This window comes from Amycolatopsis coloradensis, from assembly GCF_001953865.1.
Taxonomy (GTDB): domain Bacteria; phylum Actinomycetota; class Actinomycetes; order Mycobacteriales; family Pseudonocardiaceae; genus Amycolatopsis; species Amycolatopsis coloradensis.
On the sequence record NZ_MQUQ01000026.1, the window covers coordinates 61,041 to 75,824 of the forward strand.

Sequence of the window (14,784 nt, forward strand, 5' to 3'; positions counted from 1 at the left end):
GGCAGTGGACGACAAGAACGCCGCCCCTGTCGGTGAGCAGTACGACTCGGCGGATCACCAAGGTCAGCTACGGCGCTTGTGCTGGCCGCCGGACGAACCCGGCCGCGGTGAAAACGGCCGCCGCCGGGTCATCCTGGCAGTCTTACGAGACGGCGGGGCCGGATGCCGAGGTGCCGGATAGTTCCCGCAGGAATTCGTGGCACTGCTTGGCGCGAGCTGAATCCTCTTCCATTACCGCGCGGAAGAAATCGGCGATGTCCTGGCGTCCCGCGTTGTCGGCGTCCCGGACGTATTGCCCGTAATCGTGTCCGGCCTTCAAAGCATGATACTGGACGGAAACAAGGTCATAGCTGACGTCGTCAAAGCCCGTCTCACCGGTGGCCATATGTTCTCCTGAACTCGGTTCGTGTTGATTGACTCTCGGGGGGTACCCCCTGACAGGCGTTCGACACCCGAATCTCCCTGTCCGTCCAGGCACCGACGGCAGCCGCAGAGGTCCAGTGCCGCCCAAGGCCCGCGGGGGAGCGCCAAGGGGCCCCGGGTTTGCCGCGGGCCTGCAGAACGGCAGTCGGCGTCCACGTGGGAGCCGAGGTGTACACCACCGCGCGGACAAGGCCGTCTCTGAGAACGGTGGAGAGCGGAATCGACCGAAAGGCATGAATACTTTTCGTGTGGACGGGCATTCCCGGAGTGCGGCTCTGGTAAGAGGCCGGCTGTCGCATTGAGAGAAGGGCTTGGCTGATGTTCCGACACACGAAGTTGCTGCAGTTCAATGCGAAACCAGAGAAGCCCGACGCGCTTTATGCCCGCAAGCTGCAGGAGCTGATCGGTGGCGCTTATGGCGAGATGACCGTGACGATGCAGTACCTCTTCCAGGGCTGGAACTGCCGGATGGAGGGCAAGTACAAGGACTTGATCATGGACACGGCGACCGAGGAGATCGGACACGTGGAGATGCTCGCCACCATGGTCGCCCGGCTGCTGGAGGGTGCTCCTGCCACGGTGACCGCGGACGCGGTGGAGGATCCGGTGATGGCGGCGATGCTGGGCGGGATGGACGTCCAGCAGGCGATCGTCGGTGGCGGCGGCGCGTTACCTGCGGATTCGAACGGGGTGCCGTGGAATGGCCGTTACGTCGTGGCGTCGGGCAATCTTCTGGCCGATTTCCGGGCGAATGTCGCCGCGGAGGCGCAAGGCCGGTTGCAGACCGCGCGCCTGTACAACATGACCGACGATCCGGGCGTGAAGGCGATGCTGCAATTCAACCTCGCCCGGGACACCGTGCACCAGAAACAGTGGCTGGCTGCGATCGAAGAGCTTCAAGCCGATGGCCTGGAAAGCGACATCGCCCCGACGGCGTTGTTCGACGAGGAGAACCAGGAGCACAACAATACCATCTGGCGCCTTTCCGACGGCCCGGACGGCGCCAAGGGTGGCTGGAGTTCCGGGGACGGCGGCATCGAGTACCTGATGGAACCCGAAGCCCTCGGCGGACCTGGCACCGCGCCGAAACCCGACCCCGCGCTCTTCGGCACCTACACCACCGCCCAAGACGCGGACGACGTCGCCGTTGCAGTCGGTAACGAGCGCGAGACGCCCGTGGCCGACGGTAGCATCGAAACCTCGTTCGAAAACGGGCAGTGGAAGAACAGGGTCGCGGGGAGTTCGCGAGCCGCTAATAGCCACGACACCAAGGCGGACGCCGTCACCAAGGGCCGGGAAATGGCACAGAAGCGCAAGGTCGAGCACATCGTGCGCAACCGGGACGGCAAGATCGGCCAGCGCCGGGGCTACGGCCCCGACCGGCCCGCGTAGCTCGAACGGGCGGGTCTCCCGAGGGTCTTGCCGTTTTGCTCGGAACCTTCGTTTTCGACAAAGATAGATGCCAGAAAACGATCCATAGCATCGTGTACCCCGCCAGTTCGCGATCCGAACCCGGATCGGCGGACGCCGTCCAGGGAGATGCCGCCCCGGTGGCGTCCCACTGCGCCCGCTCGCCGACGTGGTCCGCCGTGAACGCGTTCATTATCGTGGTGACGACGAGAGGAACGCCGAGGAAGAGGTTGTCGACGAACCGGAAGGCGTTCACACCGGTATCGCGAAGCTGGTCCATTTCGTCGAGGATGTTGCGCGGCTCGCGGATGGTGATGCCCGGGTTGGCCGAGACCGCGGCGCCGCAGACGAGCAGTCGTAGGGGCAGCCGCGGGCCGACCATGTTCGCCTCAAGGCATCCGTTGGTTCGGTCCGGGTCTTGCGTGAGGTAGCCGCGGTCGACGAACGGCGACCCGTCGATGTCCGGCGCCAAGTGGTGACCGCTCTTGAAGCCTATTCCGCCTGTGACCGCTCGCGTATGATCGAGTCGAGCCATATCACGCCGGGCAGCTCGGTCCGCCGCTTGTGGCCGTCGAGCAGGGCGAGGACCTGTCTCGTCTTCGCCGATCACCAACGCTTCGCAGTGACTCATCCGCTGGTCGAGCAGGATCTCGGTCGGCATGGCTTTCGCTTGGTGGCCGCCGAGCATGTGCATGATGTCGCTGTCGATCCGCTCGGCAATTCGGGCGCTGACTTCGCTGGGCTCGAACGGTACACGGGCCCTGCGCGGCGGCGTCTCTTACCACGGCGGGCGGCTGCGGATCGCGGCGCATTCAATGGTTCGGCTACGTGGTCGGCGATCTTCGTCCGTTTGAGGGAAAGAAGATGCGGGTATAGGGGCGGTCATCGAGACGATCGAAACCACCGCGTCCTTGTGCGGCGCTGGCGGTGCGGCATGAGGTGGCGGCCCACAGCGTGCGCACCGGCGTGATCCGGACCGGGCAGGTGGAGGATGGCGAATCGGTCACCGGTGGATCTGAAGGTCAGTGAGCACTGGGCTGTGGCAGGGGTGAGCGCGGCGGCGAGAGCGGCGACGACGGTTAGCGCCGGGTCGGCTAACGCGGTCGATACCTCGGTTGGTCTATGCGGTTCGTCGGGCAGGTCGTGAGCGCGGCGCCTTCCGAATAACGGACCATACGAGCGCGGCCATCAGCAGCCAAGGGCCGGCGACGATGAATGGGTCAAGCCATTGGTGCTTCACATCGGCGCGCTTCTTGCCGAATCTCGACGAGATCCCGTGCCGGGTGAATTCGCTGAGCACACCGGTCTCGGTGATCGGGTTGTCCGGGCGCAGGGTGAGGAATGACCGCAGGTGCTGCTCCCAGGCGTCCACGCGGTCGGCGCCCAGCAGCAATAACCAGTGCGCGGCGCGTCCTTCGCTGTACTTCCGGTATGAATACTTTCGCAGCGCGCCGGAAAGGCCACGTGGCGGGCATGAGGTGCCGAACACGGGGGTGAGGAATTTGTGCTCGATCGACCGTTCTCGCGGCCATTTCTCAGGCTGCCGTTCGGGGAATTCACCGGGTGTGCCGGTATCTTCCCTGCGGTGGAGTTTCGGCACAGACGGACGGTCTTCGCGGTTCAGGTCGACACCCCAGCCGGGAATGCGCGCACGCAGTTGTTCGCTCGATTCGGTGAGCGCAGGACGCTCGGGCGTGTAAGGCATGGCGTTCTCTCCTTTTCATCCAGCGTTCGGGACGATGAGCGGCTTGATGCAGCCGTCGAGTTTCGCGGAGAACATGTGGTAGCCCTCGGCAATGTGTTCGAGCGGAATCCGATGCGTGATGATCTCGCTGGGCTTGAGGTAACCGGCGCGGATGTGCTCGAAAAGCCGCGGCCACTGCCGCTTGACGTGACACTGGTTCATCCGCAAAGTAAGTCCCTTGTTCATGGCGTCACCGAACTTGACCGCGCTGAACATCGGGCCGTACGCGCCCATGACGGAGACTGTGCCTCCCTTGCGCACCGAGTCGATCGCCCAGTTGAGCGCTACCGGCGAGCCACCCTGTAACTTCAACTTGGCCGCAGTCACGTGCTGGATGAAGTTGCCGTCGGCTTCGGCGCCGACCGCGTCGATCGCGACGTCCGCGCCGAGGTGATCGGTCACCTTTTTCATGTGCACGACAATGTCGTCGTACTCGGCGAAATTGTAGGTCTCCGCGTGTGCGAAGGTGCGGGCCTTCTCCAGCCGGTACTCGAGGTGGTCGATGACGATTACCCGGCCCGCGCCCATCAGCCAGGCGGATTTGGCGGCGTAGAGGCCCACCGGCCCGGCGCCGAAGACGACCACCACGTCATTTTCGACGATGTCACCGAGTTGCGCGCCGAAGTAGCCGGTGGCGAGCGCATCGGTAAGCATCACCGCGTCCTCGTCGTCCATCCAGTTCGGGATGACGACAGGCCCCACGTCGGCGAAAGGCACCCGTACGAATTCGGCTTGCCCACCGTCGTATCCACCGCAGGTGTGGGAATAGCCGTAGATTCCGCCGACAGCCGTGGCGTTCGGGTTCACGTTATGGCAGTTGGCGTACAGGCCGCGCGCGCAGAACCAGCAGGTGCCGCAGAAGACGTTGAACGGCACCATTACGCGATCTCCGCGCTGGAGATTCCGCACGCTCGGGCCGACCTCCTCCACCACGCCGATGAACTCGTGCCCGAAGGTCATGCCGACCCGCGTGTCCGGCATCATCCCGTGGTACAGGTGCAAATCGGAACCGCAGATCGCCGCTAGTTCCACCCGGACGATCGCGTCGCCGGGGTGCTCGATGACGGGCATGTCTTTCTCTTCGACCCGCACCTTGTACGGCCCCCGATACACCATCGCGCGCACGTGCTCCTCCTTCGGCAGAACTTCCTCACCGGATACCCACCCCGCTGCCGGATAACCGCCGTCACGCGCCGGGATCCGCGTCGAGGACTTCGGTGCCTGGGCCAAGGCCTTGAAGGATCCGGTGACGGATCTGCGCTGGTCGGTTGACGAGCTGGCCGACTTCTTCGCGGCGACCTGGGTCACCGCGGCCGACCTCCCGCCTGGACGGGGACGAGGACGTCAAGTATGTCAAGTGGGTCGCGGCCGCGACTCCTGAGATCGACCTGCCCGGCGAAGCCGAGCGCCTGTGTGGCCGTCGCCGAACCACACGAGGGACGGACCCTGATCGTCGGCGCGATCCGCGGGGACGCGGACGACGTCCTGCCGTTGCGGGCAGGTCTCCTGCTGCCGTACGGGTGCGCGGGAGACCGGATGCACGCGACCGCCCTGCCGCAGCTGCCGGAGCCCCGGCCGGTGCTCCCACGGCTACCCGCATCCTCGACGCACACCACCTCGCCGCACGTGCCCTAAACTGACGTCGACAACCGATTCCGGGCGCGTGACATCAGGAAGCAGGGGCGTGGGCGAAAAAGGGACTCGCAAGCCGACGCTGTCGGATGTCAGCCGCCTCGCGGGAACGTCGACGGCGGTCGTCAGCTACGTGCTCAACAGCGGGCCTCGTCCGGTCGCGGAAAAGACCCGGCTCAAGGTCGAAGAGGCCATCCGGTTGCTCGGCTACCGGCGCAATCCGCTCGCCGGGGCGTTGAGCGGTGGCCGGTCCAACCTCGTGGGTCTGTTGGTGCCCGACACCGCGAACGCGTTCTTCGGTGAGCTTTCGCGTTACGTGGAGGCGGAAGGACGTCGTCGTGGCCTGCTGACGTTGCTGGGCAACACCGGCTATCACCCGTCACGCGCGGACGAGTACGGCGTGGCGTTCTCGGAGCTACGCCCCCGCGGGATCTTCGTGACGACCGGCGAGGAACCACTGCACGACGACGAAACGCCCCGGGTGTACGTGCAATGGGCCGTCCCCGGAGCCGCGTCGCCGAGCGTGGTCTTCAACGACTTCGATGGCGCGAAGCTCGTCGTCGAGCACCTGCTCCAGCACGGCCACCGAGACATCGTCTGCGTCGCGGGCGAGATCGCCGTGGGCCCGGCGCACGGACGTGAGGGCGGCTGGCGCCAGGCCATGAACGACGCGGGCCTGTCCTCCGAGGGCAGGCTCATCCGGACTTCCTTCGACCGCGTCGAAGTGGGCCGTGCGGTGCGACAAATCCTCCAGATCGAGAACCGTCCTGACGCGATCTACGCCACGACCGACGAACAGGCGCTCGTGGTGATTCGCACGGCGATGAGCATGGGACTGCAGGTGCCGGGGGATCTGGCCGTCGTGGGCTTCGACGGGATCCGTGAGGCCCGGTTCGGGAGTTTCCCGCTCACCACGATCGCTCTCCCGCTGGAAGAACTCGCGATCCACGCCTTCGACGCACTTGACGAGCCTGATCCGGGGAAGTCGGTGGTCTTGGACGGCGCCCTCAGCATCGGCGTGACATGCGGGTGCGAGCCCGGTACGGCCGCTGGCACTTCACGGCTGGACGCGGCTTCGGGCGTGTGACCACGGCGGCCCCGCCGTGGTCACGGCGGGGCCGATCACTTACCGCACGGGTTCGTGCTCGTCCGATGCGTAGTTCGTGTTCAACGACAGCGCGCTGAACCGGAACGGGCGGTCGACGCGGGTGAAGCCGAGCGGGCAGTGGCGGATGCCCGCCGGGAGGTAGACCGAACCGCTCGTGGTGATCGTGTGCCGGACACCCTCGATATCCAGGTAGATCTCCGCACCGAGGTCGTCGACGTCGTCCGGGTCGTTGCCGTGCCAGATCAGGACTTCGTCGTAGTCGTGCTCGTGCTCCTTGACCCACTGCACCGGAGTCTCGCACTCGTTGATCCACGTGTAGGTCAGGTGGATCTTGCTTTCCGGGACCTGCTCCGAGCGCATCAGCGCGAGCGCCGGGCCCACGTTGTCCGGTTCGACGACACCGGCGGCGGCTCCTTCGTTCACGAGGTCATCGATGCAGTTCTGCATCTTCCTCACAAACAAGTGCTCGTACGGACTGGTCATGGGCTTGTTCCTCCCGATGGTTCCCGAGGTGGTCGAGAGGAGGCTAACAACGATCTAATCGCTTAGATAGTCTCTTAATTATCTTCCCTGAAGTTGCTCAGCGGCGTACTGTGTGGCGAAACTTGGCCGCGACTCGGCTAGCGGCGATCAATCTAAGCGATTAGAACTAGCCATCCATTCTACCTGGAACCGGAGTTGCCCAGTGTTGCGCAGACCCTTTCGCCCCGACCCCGCCGCGGGGCCACGACGTCGCTTGCTCATGGTGCTCGGCGTCGTGTTCGCCACCGCGGCCCTCGCGGGTTGTGCCCCGCCACCGCAGGCCGCGAGCAGCGCGGGCGGCACGTTGCGCGTCGCCGCCGCGACGGACTCGGGCGAGACCCTCGACCCGTATGCGAGCAACCAGAGTCCTACCCAGGAGCTGCGGAGTGCACTCCTTTACGAGGGCCTCACCCACCTCGACCCCACGGGCAAGGTGGAATGGCGCCTGGCCACGGAAATGACTCCGAACGCCCTCCGCGACGAGTGGACGATCAAGCTCCGCCCCGGGGTCAAGTTCACCGACGGGAGCGAGTTCACCTCCGCCGACGTCGTGGCGAGCATCAAGTACCTGCGCGACCCGGCACACGCCGCACAGGGACTGGCGTTCATCGAACGGGTCGACCCGGATGCCGTCACCGCGGTGGACAAGTCGACCGTCCGGGTAGGCCTGAGCAAACCCTTCGCACCCTTCAAGGAAATCTGGGCGAACGTCCTGCTCCCGATGACCAAAGCGGGCTCGGCACCGGCGAAACCGATCGGCACCGGGCCGTTCGCGGTCGAATCGTTCACCGCCGGTCGACAGTCCACATTGGAACGATTCGATGGTTACTGGGGCGAGAAGCCCAAGCTCGACACCGTGGACATCATCGAGTTCCCGAGCCAGCAGGCGCAAGCCAACGCCTTGCTATCCGACCAAGTCGACGTGGCATCGGGCGCGACCCCGACCATCGCGAAGTCCCTCGCCGGCAAGAACGGCATCCAGGTACTCGACAGCAAGGGCAATTTCACGCTGCGGATCGGCTTCAACACCACGGTCGCGCCCTTCGGCGACGTCCGGGTGCGCCAGGCGCTGCGCCTGCTGATCGACCGCGACCAGGTCGTGGCCAACGCGCTGGGCGGGTACGGCCGTGCGGCCAACGACCACGAAGGAGGCACGCCCCACTGCGGCGACCCGGGCATCGCGCAGCGCAAGCAGGACACCGAGCAGGCCAGGAAGCTGCTCGCCGAAGCGGGCCAGCCGAATCTGTCGTTCGCCATCACGACCGACGGCCTGCTGCCCGGCATGCAGGAACTGGCCCAGGTGTTCGCCGAGAACGCGGCCAAGGCCGGCGTGAAGGTCACCGTGAACGTCCCGACGGTGCCGGAATTCCTGTCCAAGTGGACCCAGTGGCCGGTGTTCATCGACTTCAACCCGATCCCCTATCTGCCGACCGTGATCGGGTCGCTGCTGCCGGGGCGCGTCGGGAACGCCACGCACTGGGACAACGCCGACTTCGTCCGGCTCTCCGAAGAACTTTTCGTGGCACCTGAGCAGCAGCAGTGCTCGATCATGAACCGGATGCACAGGATCGAGCACGAACAGGGCGCGACGATCACCCCCGCCTTCGTCAACGTGCTCCTGCCGCACCGCGGCAATGTTCGCGGGCTCGTGCCGGACGTCAACGGCCGCCCACTCACCTTCCTGACGAACGTGACCGTCACAGCCTGACCGGGGAGTGTTGACATGACCGACCTGACCACACCGTTGTCGACCGGTTCGAGACCTTCGACGATCGCGTGGCTGACGCGACGGGTCCTTCTCGGCGTGTTGATCCTCGTACTGGTCTCACTGCTGCTCTTCCTCGTGACACAGGCGTTGCCGGGAGACGTGGCGCGGATCATCCTCGGCAAGGACGCGACGGCCGAGCAGGTGGCGGACCTCCGTCTCCGGCTCGGCCTCGACCAGCCGCTCATCGCCCAGTACTGGCACTGGCTGACCGGCGTGCTCACCGGAGAGATGGGCACCTCCTTGGAGAACGGCGAGTCCGTGGCGGACATCATCGGCCCCAGGGTGCTCAACTCGTTCACCCTCGGCTTCATCTCGATGGTGCTGATCCTCCCGCTCTCGGTGGTCATCGGCGTCTTCAGCGCGCACAAGCAGGACAGCCCGTTGGACAAGGCGTTCGTCGCGGTGTCGTCGCTTTTCACGGCACTGCCCGCGTTCGTGGTGGGAATGCTGCTGATCGCGTTCTTCGCCACCTCGGTGTTCGGCGTGCTCCCGGGGGTCTCGAACATCCCGCCGGGAAACCCGCCGTGGTGGTATCCGGCACAACTGGTCCTTCCTGTCGCCACGCTCACGCTCATGGGCGTGATGTACCTCGGCCGCCTGGTGCGGGCTTCGTTCATCGACGCGATGAACAGCGAGTACGTCCAAACCGCGGTCCTCAAAGGACTCGGTGACCGCCGTATCTTGTTCCGGCACGCCCTTCCCAACGCCATCGCGGCGAGTCTCCCGGCGACAGGCCTGGTCACCGCGGTGACGATCACGGGCGTCGTGGTGGTCGAGTACGTCTACTCGTATCCAGGACTCGGCACGGCGGTGGTCAGCGCCGTCAATTCCCACGACCTGCCCGTGATGCAGGCGGGCACCCTCATCCTCGCGACCGCGTACTACGTCTTCAACCTGCTCGCGGACCTCCTCTCGGAGAGAGGAAGGCAGCGATGAGAACCCGGGAAGTCACGGTGCTCGGCCGCGCTCTTCGCACCGGGCAGGCCCGGCTCGGCCTCGCGCTGCTCGCGGTGGTCGCGCTCGTGGTCGCGTTCGGACCCTTCTTCGCCCGCTACGCCCAGGACGCCATCGTCGGACCGCCCTTGGAGACACCGAGCGCGAGATTCCCGCTCGGCACCGACATCCTCGGGCGTGACGTCCTGAGCCGCCTGCTGAACGGCGGGCTCACCCTCTCCTGGATGGCGGTTCTCGCCGCGGGCCTCGGCGTGTTCCTCGGCTGCCTCGTCGGTCTCACCGCCGCCTACCGCGGCGGTGCCGTGGACGCGATGCTCATGCGGGCCATGGACGTCCTGATGAGCTTCCCGGAAATCATCTTCGTCCTGTTGTTCGTATCGGTGCTCGGTCGTGGCACCCTGCTGACCGCGGTGCTCGTCGGCGTGGCGTTCGTGCCCGGTGTCTCGCGGGTGATGCGCGGCGCGGCGCGCCCGGTGATCGCCGGTGAGCACGTGCTGTGGGCCAAGGCCAACGGAGTGCCGCCGCGGCGGATCCTGCTCCGGGAGGTGCTGCCCGGCGTGACCTCGCCGCTCATGGTGGAGACCGGGATGCGACTGGTCTGGGCGGTGTCGGCGATCGCGTCGCTGAGTTACCTCGGATTCGGTATCGCGCCGCCCGCGGCCGATTGGGGCCGGATGGTCGGGGAGAACCAGGACGGCCTGCCAGTCGCGCCTCTGCCGGTCCTGACCCCCATCACGCTGATCCTGATGATGGCGCTGGGAAGCAACCTGGTCGCCGAATCCGTCGCCAGAGCGGTCGGCCGTACGGATGGAAAGGGTTGAAGTGCGCAAAGAAGTGGACATCTCCGGCCTCACGGTCACCCTCGACACCACGGGCGCCGACATCGTCAGGCACGTCGGTTTCGAACTCGGCCGCGGTGAGGTGATGGGGGTGGTCGGCGAGTCGGGCTCCGGCAAGAGCACCCTCGCGCTCGCCTTGCTCGGGTTCGCCAGGAAAGGCGCGACGATCACCGGCGGACGGGTGGTCGTCGACGGCGTCGATCTGCTCACCCTGCCGGAACGGGACCTGCGCCGCATGCGAGGAGCCAAGGTCGCCTACGTCCCGCAGGACCCGGCGACAGCACTGAACCCGAGCCTGAGCCTCGCGACCCAGCTGACCGACGGACTGCGGGTGCCCAAACGTGCGGCACTGTCGCGTGTCCGGGTGTTGCTCGACACCGTTCGATTGCCCAGTGACGACGCGTTCCTCCACCGCCGTCCTCGCCAGCTCTCCGGTGGGCAGCAGCAGCGGGTGGCCATCGCCATGGCGATCGCGGCCGGGCCGCGGCTGATCGTGCTGGACGAGCCGACCACCGGCCTCGACGTCTCCACTCAGGCGCGTGTACTGGAACTGGTCCGCGATCTGTGCCGTGACCACGACATGGCGGCGATTTACGTCTCCCACGACCTCGCCGTGGTGGCCGACGTCGCCGACCACGTGACCGTCATGTACGGCGGCGAAGTTGTGGAGAGCGGTAACGACCGCGACGTGCTCACCCGCGCCGCCCATCCGTACACCCGAGCCCTCCTGGCCGCTGTGCCGTCCGCGACCCACCGCCACCACCTCGTCCCGATCCCTGGACGCGCCCCCGGCCCCGACGAAAACCGACACGGCTGCGTCTTCGCACCCCGATGCGGCCACGCCACGACGGAATGCACCACGACCCGGCCTCAGCTCGCGCCTGCGCCGTCCGGCACGCTGGCACGGTGCCTACGGATGGACGAGGTGGTGCGGACACCCCGGCAGCCGACACGCACGAACGACTCGCACGTGGTTTCCGACCACACCGTGTTGTCGGTCGCCGGGCTAAACGCCGGCTACGAAGGCAGGCAGGTCCTCTTCGACGTGTCTTTCGGCTTGGCGTGGGGCGAATGCCTGGCCGTCGTCGGTGAGTCCGGCAGCGGAAAGACCACGATGTCGCGCTGCCTGGTCGGCCTGCACGAAGAGCAACGAGGAACCCTGACGATCGAAGGACGCTCGATCCCAGCCGCAGCGGGTCGGCGAACGAAGGAGACCCGCCGCGAAATCCAGTACATCTTCCAGAACCCCTACGGCTCGCTCAGCCCGTATCTCAGCGTGGAAAACAGTCTCGCCGTGCCACTCCAGCACTACTTCGGCGCGACCAAGCGCGAGGCGAGGCAGCGAGCACGTGCGGCACTCGAACGAGTCGAGATACCGGCGCGGTACGCCGGGCACTACCCGGCCGAGCTTTCCGGCGGGCAACGCCAGCGTGTCGCGATCGCCCGCGCTCTGGTGTGCGAGCCGAAACTCCTCGTCTGCGACGAGGTGACGTCCGCGCTCGACGTGTCAGTACAGGCATCCGTCGTGGAACTGCTGCGTTCCCTGCTGAGCGACGGCCTCTCGATGATCTTCGTGACCCACGACCTGGCAGTGGTCCGAAGCATCGCCGACAGTGTCGTAGTACTGAGCCAGGGTCACGTCGTGGAATCGGGCACGACCGGCTCCGTACTCACGACACCATCGCACCCCTACACCCAGAGCCTGATGGCCGCCACACTCGACATTCCCGTTACGAGGTAAACCGTCCAGCCCCGGGAGCCTGACCTATGGCGCAGGACCACGATCTTGGAAAAGACGCCGCCGGGGTGAAACGCGAACTGCTCGTCCTTCTGGTGATAGACGGTGACGCCACGCTTGCGGGCAGTCCGCACCCAGTCGGCTGATCGAGGTCGCGCATCGCTCGCAATCTGGCAGCGCGATCATCGGCCGGCGGGTGCACCGTGAAGGCGGGTGCACGCGGCGTTCAGGGCTGGGTGCCGGTGGCGCGGGCGACGAACCGGGCGGCCAGGTCGCGGAGTTTGATGTTCTCCCGCTGTGACTGCTCGACCAGCAGCGTGAACGCCTCGTCGGCGGGAATTCGCCGGATCGCCATCAGGATGCCTTTGGCCTGGTCGATCACCGCGCGGGTGGTCAGTGCGGTGCGCAGCTGGCTGGTGGTGTCGTGGGCCCGCTGGTAGCGGCTGTAGGCGCGCAGAGCGGCGTTCACAGCGCTGGTGTAGAGGCCGAGCAGCTTCTCGTCGAGCTCGGCGAACCCGTGCCCGCGGACGCTGTAGCAGTTGACGGCGCCCGAGTGCCGGGCGTCGATGACCAGCGGCGCGGACAGGAAACTGCCGAACCCGGCAGCCTTCGAGTTTCTCGCGAACGCGGGCCACAGGTCGGCGGCCTCGTCCACCGAGACCCGCACCAGCTCGCCGGTGCGGGCGGCCTGCAGACAGGGACCGTCGCCGCTGGCGTACTGGTCATGGTCCAGTTCCGTGACCACCTCGCTGGTGGTCGCCACCGTGGTCGGGTTGCGGCCGTCGGTCAGCAGGGTGACCGTGGCCTCGTCGACTCCCGGCACGGCCTGGGTGACCTGCTCGCACACCTGGTGCAGCAGCACCCTGAAATCGTCCACACTGTCCAGTGCCGAGGTCAGCGTCTCCAGCGCCCCGGTCACCTCATCGAGCACCGTCGGCCACGACTCGTCCCGCTCGTGTTCGGCCATCATTTCTCCTTGCTCGCCTTGCCCCGGGTCGAACAGGCTGAACCATGGTCGGGGACAGGAAGAGCGCGGGCGAGCCGGAACAGGCATCCATTACCGGTGAGATGCAGTTCTTCCGTGCCACGCTGTTGGACAAGGAGGGGAGTCGCGCCGCACCCTGCCCGCACCGAAGTCCTTCGACGATCGCGCAAGGCCGGTCTGCCGCAAAGGCGACGCACCGCTTGACCGGAACGCACAAGAACCTCAGCGTTTGGAACACTACCACCTCTCTCATAAACGGTCGTTCTGAGGCGGGCGCCGAGCTGGTTGTGCTAATAGGAGCGGAACCGGATTTCATCTCAGAACTCGTTCTCCTTCCAGCAGTGGATGTCGACAGTTCTGAGAAATGTTTGTGAGAGGTTCCCGGGCATGGGCAACGGCGAAGAAGGCGGGCAGCGGAGTTCGCGGTGTGGGCACCGCGGCGGGTGCTGCTGATGTCGCAGGCCGCGTCACAACCGGGATTTCGCGCTGGAGGCGCCAGGAGGCGGCGCTGCCGCCGCGTTGGCCGATGATCCGACTTCGTGGAGGCCACGCGCCGGGTGATCTGGTCCGCGATGCGCACGGCAGGTGAGTGGCGACGTCGAACGGGATGGCGGCGATGATCAAGGCCGCGGCAAAGCCGCTGTCGGACGCCGACGAGGTCGAGCGGCACCCGTGCCCGTGCTGTCTCGCCGAGCCGGGCTCGCCCTGCCGGTCCCGCTCCGGCGCGGTCGCCGGGGGACGTACCACACCGGCCGCTTCACCAAGATCCCCCGACTGGCCAAGACCCCGCGGGTGCAGACCCTCGCCGACCGCGGGTCCGGCCAGCCGTGACGGCCGGGCACCCAGCCGCCCGCGGTGATCTGCGAGAACGCGGTGCTGCGCGGGTCTGCGGTCGCTGGCGATCAGCCGGTGCTTATCGGCGACCACGTCTTCGTGAGACCGCATGCCACGCTGCTGGGCTGCGAAGTCGGCAGGTGCGTCTATGTGGCGACCACGGCGACGGTTCTACAGTGCGCACGGTTGGGGCTGTCTCGGTTGTCGCTGTCGGCGCGCTCGTTCATGCGCGCACCGTTCTGCCGGACGAATACTTCGTGCCGCCGCACACCGTGGCGCTTGACGTGCCGGTGCGACTGCTGGCCTCTGGTGATCCAGGCTTGGCCGAGGCCGTCGGTCGGGTCAGCTTCGCACAGGTGGCATTCGGTGTCGACGCGGAGTGGACCGACCGGATCAGCCGGTACGAGCAGATCGCGGAGGTGCGCGTCGCCGAGTTCGGCACGCACGCGGACGATGAGGTTTTGAATCTCGGCTAGCGCCGCACCAGTGACCCTTGTGCTGTGCTGAGGTACCGTCCGGATTTTACTCCGGCGGCGCGGGTCCGGCACGCTGTAGTGGTGGCCGAACGAGTACGTATCCGCGAGAGCGATGACGACGAGGGTCGGCGGCTGCTGCGGATCATCCGCAGGGCACCGGGTCGGTGGTGACCTGGCGGCGGGCCCAGATGGTGTTGCTGTCCGCGCAGGGCATGCCCGTGGCGAAGATCGCCGAGGTGACGTTCACCAGCGCCGGCCGGGTCCGGAACGTGATCCACAACTTCAACGCCGACGGGTTCGACTCCTCTACTAGTGCCGTATCAAGCAACGTTGGGTAGGTAATCCGGTCGG

At 66.4% G+C, this 14,784-nt stretch carries 16 protein-coding genes and 1 pseudogene; 12 read left to right on the plus strand and 5 right to left on the minus strand.

All coding sequences use genetic code 11. The features are described from left to right. Nucleotides 1-142 precede the first annotated feature (142 nt). Nucleotides 143-385, minus strand: coding sequence for an acyl carrier protein (locus BS329_RS36865; RefSeq protein ID WP_076167595.1), 243 nt, complete (start codon nucleotides 383-385; stop codon nucleotides 143-145). Nucleotides 386-741: 356 nt separating this feature from the next. Here BS329_RS36865 and BS329_RS36870 point away from each other — a divergent pair. The 3 genes and pseudogenes from BS329_RS36870 to BS329_RS36875 form a co-directional block, all read left to right on the plus strand. After that, nucleotides 742-1,557, plus strand: a pseudogene (locus tag BS329_RS36870) (manganese catalase); the annotation flags it as partial. Between the two features lie 42 nt (nucleotides 1,558-1,599). Then, the gene (locus BS329_RS45430; RefSeq protein ID WP_341866353.1) at nucleotides 1,600-1,815 is read left to right on the plus strand and encodes a DUF2188 domain-containing protein; all 216 of its coding nucleotides are present in this window, start codon (nucleotides 1,600-1,602) and stop codon (nucleotides 1,813-1,815) included. Nucleotides 1,816-2,002: 187 nt separating this feature from the next. Then, nucleotides 2,003-2,194 carry a hypothetical protein gene (locus tag BS329_RS36875; protein ID WP_076167598.1) on the plus strand — a complete coding sequence of 64 codons (192 nt, stop codon included), beginning with the start codon at nucleotides 2,003-2,005 and terminating at the stop codon, nucleotides 2,192-2,194. Nucleotides 2,195-2,953: 759 nt separating this feature from the next. On the opposite strand, the gene BS329_RS36880 is transcribed toward BS329_RS36875, so the two are convergent. Both BS329_RS36880 and BS329_RS36885 read right to left on the minus strand, forming a co-directional pair. Next, a complete protein-coding gene (locus BS329_RS36880; RefSeq protein WP_076167600.1) occupies nucleotides 2,954-3,538 on the minus strand; it encodes a hypothetical protein in 585 nt (194 codons plus the stop codon). A gap of 15 nt (nucleotides 3,539-3,553) precedes the next feature. Continuing rightward, nucleotides 3,554-4,885, minus strand: a complete 1,332-nt coding sequence (locus BS329_RS36885; protein ID WP_244197439.1) for a zinc-dependent alcohol dehydrogenase — start codon at nucleotides 4,883-4,885, stop codon at nucleotides 3,554-3,556. Nucleotides 4,886-4,927: 42 nt separating this feature from the next. On the opposite strand from BS329_RS36885, the gene BS329_RS36890 reads away from it, so the two are divergent. Beyond that, a complete protein-coding gene (locus BS329_RS36890; RefSeq protein WP_143253359.1) occupies nucleotides 4,928-5,212 on the plus strand; it encodes a hypothetical protein in 285 nt (94 codons plus the stop codon). 49 nt (nucleotides 5,213-5,261) lie between these two features. Continuing rightward, the gene (locus BS329_RS36895) at nucleotides 5,262-6,296 is read left to right on the plus strand and encodes a LacI family DNA-binding transcriptional regulator (protein WP_076167604.1); all 1,035 of its coding nucleotides are present in this window, start codon (nucleotides 5,262-5,264) and stop codon (nucleotides 6,294-6,296) included. A 39-nt stretch (nucleotides 6,297-6,335) separates the two neighbouring features. On the opposite strand, the gene BS329_RS36900 is transcribed toward BS329_RS36895, so the two are convergent. After that, nucleotides 6,336-6,800, minus strand: coding sequence for a hypothetical protein (locus BS329_RS36900; RefSeq protein WP_076167606.1), 465 nt, complete (start codon nucleotides 6,798-6,800; stop codon nucleotides 6,336-6,338). A 202-nt stretch (nucleotides 6,801-7,002) separates the two neighbouring features. Here BS329_RS36900 and BS329_RS36905 point away from each other — a divergent pair, with 202 nt between their 5' ends. From BS329_RS36905 to BS329_RS36920, 4 genes are read left to right on the plus strand one after another with little or no spacing between them, the layout of a single operon-like run. Then, nucleotides 7,003-8,547, plus strand: a complete 1,545-nt coding sequence (locus BS329_RS36905) for an ABC transporter substrate-binding protein (RefSeq protein ID WP_076167608.1) — start codon at nucleotides 7,003-7,005, stop codon at nucleotides 8,545-8,547. A 15-nt stretch (nucleotides 8,548-8,562) separates the two neighbouring features. Beyond that, complete coding sequence (locus BS329_RS36910; RefSeq protein ID WP_076167610.1) at nucleotides 8,563-9,543, plus strand: ABC transporter permease; 981 nt, start codon at nucleotides 8,563-8,565, stop codon at nucleotides 9,541-9,543. Further along, nucleotides 9,540-10,382 (plus strand): ABC transporter permease, encoded by an 843-nt coding sequence (locus BS329_RS36915; protein ID WP_076167612.1) that lies wholly within the window; start codon nucleotides 9,540-9,542, stop codon nucleotides 10,380-10,382. The genes BS329_RS36910 and BS329_RS36915 overlap by 4 nt, the downstream gene beginning before the upstream one ends. 1 nt (nucleotide 10,383) lies before the next feature. Continuing rightward, a complete protein-coding gene (locus BS329_RS36920) occupies nucleotides 10,384-12,141 on the plus strand; it encodes a dipeptide ABC transporter ATP-binding protein (RefSeq protein WP_244197440.1) in 1,758 nt (585 codons plus the stop codon). A gap of 223 nt (nucleotides 12,142-12,364) precedes the next feature. On the opposite strand, the gene BS329_RS36925 is transcribed toward BS329_RS36920, so the two are convergent. Beyond that, on the minus strand, nucleotides 12,365-13,105 hold the full coding sequence (locus BS329_RS36925) for an ANTAR domain-containing protein (protein WP_425266394.1): 741 nt from the start codon (nucleotides 13,103-13,105) through the stop codon (nucleotides 12,365-12,367). Nucleotides 13,106-13,795: 690 nt separating this feature from the next. Here BS329_RS36925 and BS329_RS36930 point away from each other — a divergent pair. From BS329_RS36930 to BS329_RS45600, 3 genes are all read left to right on the plus strand, one after another. Beyond that, complete coding sequence (locus BS329_RS36930) at nucleotides 13,796-13,954, plus strand: hypothetical protein (RefSeq protein WP_208619344.1); 159 nt, start codon at nucleotides 13,796-13,798, stop codon at nucleotides 13,952-13,954. A gap of 179 nt (nucleotides 13,955-14,133) precedes the next feature. Next, complete coding sequence (locus tag BS329_RS36935; RefSeq protein ID WP_244197441.1) at nucleotides 14,134-14,433, plus strand: hypothetical protein; 300 nt, start codon at nucleotides 14,134-14,136, stop codon at nucleotides 14,431-14,433. 212 nt (nucleotides 14,434-14,645) lie between these two features. Then, nucleotides 14,646-14,771, plus strand: a complete 126-nt coding sequence (locus tag BS329_RS45600) for a hypothetical protein (protein WP_425266395.1) — start codon at nucleotides 14,646-14,648, stop codon at nucleotides 14,769-14,771. Nucleotides 14,772-14,784 lie beyond the last annotated feature (13 nt).

Excerpts from the sequence above, each read along its gene's own strand:
- BS329_RS36865 (WP_076167595.1), bottom strand. The coding sequence starts at position 385 with ATGGCCACCGGTGAGACGGGCTTTGACGACGTCAGCTATGACCTTGTT.
- BS329_RS36890 (WP_143253359.1), top strand. The coding sequence starts at position 4,928 with ATGTCAAGTGGGTCGCGGCCGCGACTCCTGAGATCGACCTGCCCGGCG.
- BS329_RS36915 (WP_076167612.1), top strand. The coding sequence starts at position 9,540 with ATGAGAACCCGGGAAGTCACGGTGCTCGGCCGCGCTCTTCGCACCGGG.
- BS329_RS36925 (WP_425266394.1), bottom strand. The coding sequence starts at position 13,105 with ATGGCCGAACACGAGCGGGACGAGTCGTGGCCGACGGTGCTCGATGAG.
- BS329_RS36910 (WP_076167610.1), top strand. The coding sequence starts at position 8,563 with ATGACCGACCTGACCACACCGTTGTCGACCGGTTCGAGACCTTCGACG.
- BS329_RS36880 (WP_076167600.1), bottom strand. The coding sequence starts at position 3,538 with ATGCCTTACACGCCCGAGCGTCCTGCGCTCACCGAATCGAGCGAACAA.
- BS329_RS45600 (WP_425266395.1), top strand. The coding sequence starts at position 14,646 with ATGCCCGTGGCGAAGATCGCCGAGGTGACGTTCACCAGCGCCGGCCGG.
- BS329_RS36900 (WP_076167606.1), bottom strand. The coding sequence starts at position 6,800 with ATGACCAGTCCGTACGAGCACTTGTTTGTGAGGAAGATGCAGAACTGC.